Origin of the sequence: Pseudohaliea rubra DSM 19751 (assembly GCF_000764025.1) — a bacterium.
Lineage (GTDB): Bacteria > Pseudomonadota > Gammaproteobacteria > Pseudomonadales > Halieaceae > Pseudohaliea > Pseudohaliea rubra.
This window is the reverse complement of the sequence record NZ_KN234750.1, coordinates 100,380-107,962: the sequence shown is the minus strand read 5'-3', so window position 1 is coordinate 107,962 and position 7,583 is coordinate 100,380. Positions and strand designations below refer to the sequence as shown.

Sequence of the window (7,583 nt, the reverse complement as noted above, 5' to 3'; positions counted from 1 at the left end):
CCCCCCCCGATCCATCCCCGCCCTCCCTGAGAGGCCCGCAAGCGGTACCTGCCAGCGCTGCAAGCGGCCCAAGGCAAGCCGCCCCAAAAAAAGGCGTCGTCGAGCTACGCGCACCATTCCAGAGCGGCCGCCCTCCGAAAAGCCCCTATTGATGGCAGTTTTCTTATTAAAATCAACTTGTTGAAAGACTTGGCACAGTCCCTGCTTATCCCCTTCACGGAGGATTCAGGAGCGGCGTCTTTAACGAGAAGCCAGACAAGGACACATGAGCCGCTCCCAATTCGTGATAGCAATGACTGAGGGTATGACCATGATCTGCAAACAACTTGCTCGCTTGTCCACCGCCGTCGTCCTCGCCGGCATCGCCCAGGGCGCACTTGCCCAGGATGATGACCGCCTGGACGTGTCTGTCTCTTACAACACGGATGCCTTTTTCGGCCCGAACCCTTTTGCCGGTGTCTCCTATGACACAGGGAAAGGCTATGACCTTACCTTTTATGGCATCGCCTGGGGCGCCGGCACCGGCGGCGCGTGGGGCAACTGGACCGAGTTCGGCGTCGGTGTCGGTTTCGAAATGATGGAGGGTGACCTCTACGTGAACCCGCAAATCGGTTTCACCAACGGCAACCTTGTTTCCTCGGGCACCGCCGATGATGGCGTGGTCGGCGACGCCATCGTCCCCAACCTGACGCTCGTCTATGACGACGGCGAGTGGGAGGGCAATCTCTACGCCGGCTGGTATGGCGAGCTTCGCGACGAGGCACCCGACGGCGGCACCACGCTGGAGTACCTGCACTACTGGGTAAACGGCGGCAAGAAGTTCGCCGACTACTTCTCGGTCGGCCTGCACTTTGAGGAGCTGTCCCTGGAAGGCGGCTCAAACGTGAGCAGCCAGGACGGCTACCAGTGGCTAGGACCCTATATCCAGATCGCCAAGGAAAACGCCGGTATGCGCTTCTCCTTCGGCACGGACCTCACCAACGATGACGATTCGTTCTCTACGAGCGACTTCTACAAGCTGCAGTTCTTCTACAGCTTCTGAGCCCCGGGTCGGGACCGGTAACGGCCCCGACCCATGCTTTTCACTCCTGCGAGGAAAGGCACGATAAGAGCTCCCCGGTTATCGACCCTGGCCGGTAACCGGGACGCAACAGCCTTCCGCATAGAAGCCCGCTAGCCGCATCGATCTTTTTTCTCCTTCCTACCGGCCTGCATGTTGCGCTCGGCCTTGAGGGCGTCATGCTCCGGCCGGGGCAGCGTCCGGTTTGCGCGCACCCCGGGGCTGTACTAGCATCGGCAATTCCCGGCGACCGTGGGTCCGCCGGCAACAGCATAAAACAACAGGGGGCGGTATCATGTTCGAGCGTAAGAGTGCGCGGCCCGAGGCCGAGCCTGCGCCCTCCGCGGAGACCGGCGCGCCGGCGTCACAGCCGGAGCAGGCAAAGGCACCCACCCAACGAGCACCCAGTGAGGCCAGGGCCATGATCGGTTCGAAAGTGAAAATCACCGGCGATATCGAAAGCGCGGAAGACCTTCTTATCGAAGGCGAGGTCAACGGCACGGTAACCCTGCCGGACAACGAGCTGGTCATCGGCAACTCCGGTCGCGTCAGCGCCGACGTCGAGGCCAAGACCATCCGCATCGAGGGCGAAGTCCAGGGCGACATCACCGGGCGCGAGCGGGTGGTGATCACGGCCTCCGGCAACGTGCAGGGCAACGTCAACGCGCCCCGTGTCATGCTGGAAGACGGCGGGCGCTTCAAAGGCAGCATCGACATGGGCGGAACAAAGGCCGCCGCTGCGCCCGCTCCGAAGCCAGCCCCGGCGGAAGCGGTCCCCGCGCCCAGGGCCGGCGCACCCGGCGTGGAGAAGGCCGGCTAGTCGCACAGGGGCCGGACGCTGCGATGACCACAGCCTCGGCTTGCGGGGAAGACTGGCGGATCCTGCGCAGCCGCTTGCTGCCCCGGCTGCTCGGTGCAGAGCGGCTGGAGAAACTCGGTGCCCCGCGCATTCTCGATTTCGGTCGTGCGAATGCCGACAGCCTCAGCTACTTCGGCAACCACCCGTGCCGGCTGCAGGTGCTCGACGCAGCCGATGCGCTCCAGTCCCTCGCAGCCCGCCCCCGGGACGCAGACAGCCAGCCGGCTACCCCGGATGACTTTGCCGCTCTCTTCGGAGAACTTGCAGGCCAGCGCTTCGATATCGTCCTGCTCTGGGACTGCATCAACATCCTGCCGTTGGCTGACCTGCCCGCTTTTTTCCGCTTTCTCGGCGAGCACCTGCACGACGGCTGCCGTGGCCACGGCTTCATTCTGCACAAGCGCACCGTGGAACCCCGGCTTCGGCACTTCGGCGTCGCCGGCGAGGACGTGCTGCGCCTGATCGCCGAGCAGCCCATGACCCTGCACCTGCACAACCGCAAGGCCATCAACGAGGCCATGGTGCCGCTGACCATCGAGCATGCCGTGCTGCATGGGGACGGCCGCCAGGAGATTCTCTTCGGCTAGGTTCTTCAGGCCACGCTTGTCGCCGATGGCGCGTTTGCCGCCTCCTCCGGCACGACCTCCTTATCTTCCGGATGCAACACCGAGCCCACAACCGCCACCGGCGCCTGCATGGTGGTAGTCGTCTTGTACTCCGCCGGCAGAGCGGGAATCGTGAGCACGCGCCAGATACTGATCGCCGCCATGAGGAACAGCAGCCCGGCCATCAGCAGGAAGAAGCTCTTCAGCCCGAAGTTGGCCTGCACGAAGGACACCGTCAGGGGCCCCGCCACCGAGACAATGCCCGACAGCAGCACGATCGTGCCGCTTGCCGGCGTGATCTCCGCCGGCCGGAGGTGGTCGTGGATCAGCGCCACGACCAGCGAGTACTGCGACAGGCAGAAGCCCCCGAACACGAAGGCAACAGCATAGAGCCGCGGGCCCGCGCTGGTTTCCGCCGAAGCGTAGACGGCAGCGACGCCGGCGAGAATGCTGGCGATGCCGAGGACCCAGCGGCGGTCAACGTGGTCGGAAAGCTGCCCCAGGGGCCACTGCATTACCATGGCACCGCCGAGGATCGCACCCATGAACAGGGCGACTTCCTCGGCACTGAGGCCGAGCTTGGCCGCATAGACGGCGCCCATGCCATAGACCATGCTGCCGCACCACTGGATAAGCACGAGCCCGATGACGCCCATCTTGGCGCGGTACCAGAGGTGCCCCAGGCTGACCCGCTCCGAGGTCTCGATCACCGGTGTGCGCAGCACCGTCATCAGGATAGGCAGGGCCGCGACGCTCACCAGAACCGAAACCAGCACGAAAAGGGCAAAGCCGCTGGGGTCCGCGAGGGTGAGCAGAAACTGTCCACCCGCCGTCCCGCCAAGGAGAATAACCATGTAGGCTGCGAGGATGCGGCCCCGGCTTTCATTGGTCGCCGCCTCGTTAAGCCAGCTCTCGGTCACCACAAAGATGGTTGAGAAAGCGAGACCCGTCACCAGACGCATGGCGGCCCAGGCCCATGGATTGACGAAGCTCGCGTGCACCAGGATGGTGACGGAAGCCACCGCGGAAACAGCAGCAAAGGTGCGTATGTGCCCTACCCGGTCGATAAGCCGCGGCGCCCACACGGAGCCGAGCAGAAACCCGGCGAAGTAGGCCGACATGACCAGACCCGTGAGCCCGTCCGCGAAGCCTTCCTGCTCTGCCCGGAAGCCGAGCAGCGTACCCTGGACGCCGCTCGCCAGGCCGACAAGCAACAGGCCGAAGAAAAGAGGCCAGAGGGAAAGAAGCGTACGCGCAGCCATGGTTGTCTACCGGTTCGGGGGCGGCGAGTCTACGAACCCGGCAGCTGCCTGGACAAGTGCCAAAGACGCGGAAAAATACACCTTTCAGGGCTGTGAACCGGTTCCGTTCCTGCCGTGGCCGCACAGAGCAATATCCCTTATGCTAACGGTCGCTATCGAGACTGATGCATTATGCGCTTTATGCTGAGAACGGCCATCGCAACGCCGGAGCCGACATCGCGTGCAGGCTGACGACACAGACCACCTCCTTGAGTGCCTGCTGGGCCTGTGCCGGCTGCATCGGCTGCCCACCACCCGCGAGGCGCTGCGCGCCGGCCTGCCCCTCGCCGACAGCGGCCTGACGCCCTCGCTCTTCGACCGCGCCGCCAGCCGCGCGGGCATGACCAGCCGCATCCTGCGGCGCGCCCCCCGGGCTATCGATCCGGCCCTTCTGCCCGGCATCGTGCTCCTGGAAGACGAGAAGGCCTGCCTGCTCCTCGGCTGGAGCGAAGACAGCGAGCACGCGAGGGTTGTCTTTCCCGAGCTGAACGATGCCGAGGTCGAACTCGAGGCCGGGGAGCTTGAGCGCCGGGCCACCGGCGATGTGATCATCTGCCGACCACGCTTCCGCTTCGACGCCCGCACGCCGCGCACCGGCACGACCGATCGCGGCCACTGGTTCTGGAGCGCCCTGCGGGAAAACACGCCCATTTACCGGGACGTGCTCCTGGCGGCCTTCTTCATCAACGTGTTCGCCCTGGCGCTGCCGCTGTTCACCATGAACGTGTACGACCGGGTGGTACCGAACTACGCCGTTGAGACACTGTGGATGCTGGCGGCAGGGGTGGTGGTCATCCTCCTGGCCGACATCACGCTGCGCACCATGCGCGGTTACTTTCTCGACCTCGCCAGCAAGCGCGTGGACGTGAAGCTGTCCGGCCGCATCCTCGAGCGCGTGCTCGGCATGCGTCTCGAGCACCGGGCGCCGTCCGTCGGCTCCTATGCGGTGAACCTGCGCGCCTTCGAGACCGTGCGCGACTTCATTACCTCGGCAACGATCGCCACCATGATCGACGTGCCCTTCGCTTTCATCTTTATGGCCGTGATCGCCTGGATCGCCTGGCCGGTGCTGATACCCATCGCCATCGGCCTCACCATCGTGCTGGTCTATGCCATGATCCTCCAGGGCAAGCTGCACGAGCTGTCGGAGACCACCTTCCGGGCAAGCGCCCAGCGCAACAGCACGCTCATCGAGAGCCTGGTAGGTCTCGACTCGATCAAGGCCATGGGCGCCGAGTCAATCATGCAGCGCAAGTGGGAGGACGCCACGGCCTTCCTCAGCCACGTCGGCGTGCAGCTCCGATTGCTTACCAATTCCAATGTCAACCTCACCCAGTGGGCGTCGCAGATGGTGACCATGTTCGTCATCATTACCGGCGTCTACCTGATCACCGCCGGCGACCTGACCATGGGCGGCCTCATCGCCTGCACCATGCTGTCCGGCCGGATTATGGCACCCATCTCCCAGGTGGCAGGGCTGCTGACCCAGTATCACAACGCGGAAATCGCCCTGAAGTCTCTCGACGAGGTCATGAAGACGCCCATGGAGCGGCCGGAGGGCGCGCAGTTTCTGTCCCGGGAGATTTTCCGCGGCGATATCGAGTTCAAGAACGTCAGCTTCAGTTATCCGAATGCCGCCATGGCCTCGCTGGAGAATGTGTCTTTCCGCATCAAACCCGGCGAGCGCGTCGCCATCCTCGGGCGCGTCGGTTCGGGAAAGTCGACGCTGCAGAAGCTGGCCATGGGCCTGTACCAGCCGACGGACGGGGCGATCATGATCGACGGCATCGACCTCCGGCAGCTCGACCCTACGGAACTGCGCTCACGGATCGGCTACGTGCCCCAGGATGTGACCCTGTTCTACGGCAGCCTGCGCGACAACCTGACCCTGGCTCATACCGGCGTCAGCGACACGGCGCTGGTGCGCGCGGCCGAGATCGCCAACCTCGGCGAGTTCATCAACCGCCACCCGGAAGGCTTCGACATGATGATCGGTGAGCGCGGCGACTCGCTCTCCGGCGGCCAGCGCAAGTGCGTCGCCCTGGCCCGCGCCATCGTCGCCGACCCGCCGATTCTGCTCATGGACGAGCCCACGGGCTCCATGGATCATTCCACGGAAACCGCCGTGCGCAAGCAGCTCGAGGAATACATCCAGGGCCGAACCTGGCTGGTCGTCACCCATCGCAACTCGCTCCTGTCCATGGTCGACCGCATCCTCGTTATCGACAACGGGAGACTCGTCGCCGACGGCCCCCGCGACAAGGTCATCGAGGCCCTCCAGCAGGGCCGCATCGGGAAGGCAAAATGAGCGACGGGGAGCCCAGAGACGTCGACCAGAACACGCCGCCGCCGGCCCCGATGCCAACGGCGGACGCAGGCAAGCCGCACCGCAGCGGCGCCGGGCGTCGCTTCGTGGACCGGCTTTTCGCACCCTGGATGCGGGAAGTAGAGGCAGATGCGATCAACTGGCAGCAGGACGCCCACCAGGCGCGCATAGAGCAGAACCCGCTGCGCGCCCGGACCCTGCTCTATGCCGTGGCAGTGACCGTGATCGCGCTGGTTATCTGGGCGGCGTTCGCCGAGATAGACGAAGTGACCCGGGGTAGCGGCAAGGTGATTCCAGCCCGCCAGGTACAGGTCATCCAGTCCCAGGACGGCGGCGTGATCCGGGCCATCAACATCCGGGAGGGCCAGGTGGTTCGGGAGGGAGACCTGCTCGTGCGCCTGGACCAGACCCGCTCGCGCTCGACGCTGCGCGAGAACCTTGCCGAAGCCCAGGGCCTCAGGGTAAAGGCGCTGCGCCTGCAGGCCCTCATCGACGAGGGCCCGTTCAATCCCGGCCTGGACCTTATCGAGGCCGTACCCGAGATCGTGGAGGAGGAACGGGAGCTTTACGAATCGAGCCGGGCGCAGCTGGGGCTGCAGCAGCAGATCGCCCGTGAGCAGCTGACCCAGCGCCGGGAGGAACTGTCCGAGGTGACCGCGCGGGAGGGGCAGATGGCGCGCTCCCTGGCCCTCTCCCAGCAGGAGCTGGACGTCACCCGGCCTATGGTCGCCTCCGGCGCCGTGTCGGAGGTGGAGATTCTCCGCCTGGAACGGGAGGTGAACCAGCTGTCCGGGGAACGGGATCAGGCCCGGGCCCAGATGAAGCGGATCGAGGCAGCGATCAACGAGGCCGAGCGAAAGCTGGAAGAAGTGACCGTGGAGTTCCGGAACGTGGCCCGGGAAGACCTCACAGAGACCCTGAGCCGCATCAACGCGCTCAAGCAAACCCGCAGCGGGCTGTCGGACCGCGTGGATCAGACAGCTGTCCGCTCGCCCGTCGACGGCACCATCAAGCAGCTGTACTACAACACCATTGGCGGCGTAGTCATGCCCGGCAAGGAGATCGTTGAAATCGTGCCCCTGGACGACACGCTGCTGGTCGAAGTGCGCATCCAGCCCAGGGATATTGCCTTCCTGATCCCTGGCCAGGAGGCACTGGTAAAATTCTCCGCCTACGACTTTGTGGTCTACGGCGGCCTCGACGGCGAAGTCGAACACATAGGCGCCGACACGGTGCTGGACGAAGACGGCAACCCCTTCTATAAAGTCAACGTACGCACCCAGGAAGCCAGTCTCGGCAAGGACAAACCCATCATTCCCGGCATGACCGCGGAGGTGGATATTCTCACCGGCAAGAAGACGGTGCTGGCCTACCTCATGAAGCCCGTGCTGCGCGCCAAGCAGTACGCACTCTCCGAGCGCTAAGCCAGTCC

At 64.7% G+C, this 7,583-nt stretch carries 6 protein-coding genes; 5 read left to right on the top strand and 1 reads right to left on the bottom strand.

All coding sequences use genetic code 11. The features are described 5' to 3' along the window. The first annotated feature begins 310 nt into the window (after positions 1-310). The 3 genes from HRUBRA_RS04020 (at position 311) to HRUBRA_RS04010 (ending at position 2,506) form a co-directional block, all read left to right on the top strand. Positions 311-1,042, top strand: coding sequence for a DUF6733 family protein (locus tag HRUBRA_RS04020; protein ID WP_201771525.1), 732 nt, complete (start codon positions 311-313; stop codon positions 1,040-1,042). Positions 1,043-1,355: 313 nt separating this feature from the next. Further along, positions 1,356-1,880, top strand: a complete 525-nt coding sequence (locus tag HRUBRA_RS04015) for a bactofilin family protein (protein ID WP_168139629.1) — start codon at positions 1,356-1,358, stop codon at positions 1,878-1,880. A 23-nt stretch (positions 1,881-1,903) separates the two neighbouring features. Next, entirely contained in the window at positions 1,904-2,506 is a 603-nt protein-coding gene (locus HRUBRA_RS04010) for a hypothetical protein (protein WP_052094353.1), read from the top strand. Between the two features lie 5 nt (positions 2,507-2,511). On the opposite strand, the gene HRUBRA_RS04005 is transcribed toward HRUBRA_RS04010, so the two are convergent. Continuing rightward, positions 2,512-3,786, bottom strand: coding sequence for an MFS transporter (locus HRUBRA_RS04005; RefSeq protein WP_035514721.1), 1,275 nt, complete (start codon positions 3,784-3,786; stop codon positions 2,512-2,514). 220 nt (positions 3,787-4,006) lie between these two features. Here HRUBRA_RS04005 and HRUBRA_RS04000 point away from each other — a divergent pair, with 220 nt between their 5' ends. Together HRUBRA_RS04000 and HRUBRA_RS03995 are read left to right on the top strand one after the other, a co-directional pair. Beyond that, positions 4,007-6,133 carry a type I secretion system permease/ATPase gene (locus HRUBRA_RS04000; protein WP_035514719.1) on the top strand — a complete coding sequence of 709 codons (2,127 nt, stop codon included), beginning with the start codon at positions 4,007-4,009 and terminating at the stop codon, positions 6,131-6,133. Further along, positions 6,130-7,575 carry an HlyD family type I secretion periplasmic adaptor subunit gene (locus tag HRUBRA_RS03995; RefSeq protein WP_236629776.1) on the top strand — a complete coding sequence of 482 codons (1,446 nt, stop codon included), beginning with the start codon at positions 6,130-6,132 and terminating at the stop codon, positions 7,573-7,575. Before HRUBRA_RS04000 ends, HRUBRA_RS03995 begins: the two co-directional genes overlap by 4 nt. Positions 7,576-7,583: the final 8 nt, after the last annotated feature.

Bases quoted from the DNA above. Each gene is read 5' to 3' on its own strand.
- HRUBRA_RS04020 (WP_201771525.1), top strand. From the start codon at position 311: ATGATCTGCAAACAACTTGCTCGCTTGTCCACCGCCGTCGTCCTCGCC.
- HRUBRA_RS04015 (WP_168139629.1), top strand. From the start codon at position 1,356: ATGTTCGAGCGTAAGAGTGCGCGGCCCGAGGCCGAGCCTGCGCCCTCC.
- HRUBRA_RS04010 (WP_052094353.1), top strand. From the start codon at position 1,904: ATGACCACAGCCTCGGCTTGCGGGGAAGACTGGCGGATCCTGCGCAGC.
- HRUBRA_RS04005 (WP_035514721.1), bottom strand. From the start codon at position 3,786: ATGGCTGCGCGTACGCTTCTTTCCCTCTGGCCTCTTTTCTTCGGCCTG.
- HRUBRA_RS03995 (WP_236629776.1), top strand. From the start codon at position 6,130: ATGAGCGACGGGGAGCCCAGAGACGTCGACCAGAACACGCCGCCGCCG.